The organism is Vibrio sp. 2033 (genome assembly GCF_033339735.1).
The window spans coordinates 1-687 of the sequence record NZ_JAWOVC010000370.1; the positions used below are offsets into that span (position 1 = coordinate 1).

Consider the following 687-nt stretch of genomic DNA (forward strand, 5'->3'; position numbering starts at 1 on the left):
ATGGCGGTTTCATGTTCTGCGACTAAATCAAATGCAGTTTGAAAATTGACAGCGTTTGAATTCTTCTCTATCGCGAGAGTTTGCCATTCTCGGTATGTCACTTCGTACGGCTCAACCCAATTGAGTAGCGTGGCAACCAGCTCTGACCAAGGTAAATCGATCCACTTTTCTGCATCGGAAAGACCTTTTTCCATCATTTCTTGATGACGGTCTTCTATCTCCATTCCATGTGCTTGCAAAACAGGTTTGAGTTTTTCAGCGGTCAGTTTTTCCACGTCGACTAAAGTTTGCCAAAGCGCGCGTTGCTCTGCCTGTTTGTAGTTGTTGAGATAGTGACTGAAAAAGGCAATACCGTAGATTTCTCCATAGTATGCAGTAAGTAAATTGTTGAGCATTTTAATGTGCGTTTGGGGAACGGATGGACGCTATTTTATAACGGAATGAAAGAGATAAGAAGTTGTGAGAATTTTATGAGAATTCGATGAAGTTACCGAGATATTTGCTCGTCATGCTTAAAGACAAGAATGACAAACGTTCGAAAGCAATGCTGCTCAAGCCAACAAAAGACGATGTTCAAGGGCTTGGGTTTCACTCTCATAAAAGGATGGATTCACAATGAAAAAACGTACCCAACTTAGTCTTGTCATGACGTCTGTTGCTCTGGCGGTTGGCGCGGCATCAGCTCAA

1 protein-coding gene and 1 pseudogene are annotated in these 687 nt (G+C 42.5%); one reads left to right on the forward strand and one right to left on the reverse strand.

Annotated elements, in window-relative coordinates:
- The coding region (locus R7P74_RS26655; RefSeq protein WP_318123661.1) for a hypothetical protein at positions 1–395 on the reverse strand (395 nt) is incomplete at its 3' end.
- Between the two features lie 220 nt (positions 396–615).
- On the opposite strand from R7P74_RS26655, the pseudogene R7P74_RS29985 reads away from it, so the two are divergent.
- Positions 616–687 (forward strand): annotated as a pseudogene (locus R7P74_RS29985) (spondin domain-containing protein); the annotation flags it as partial.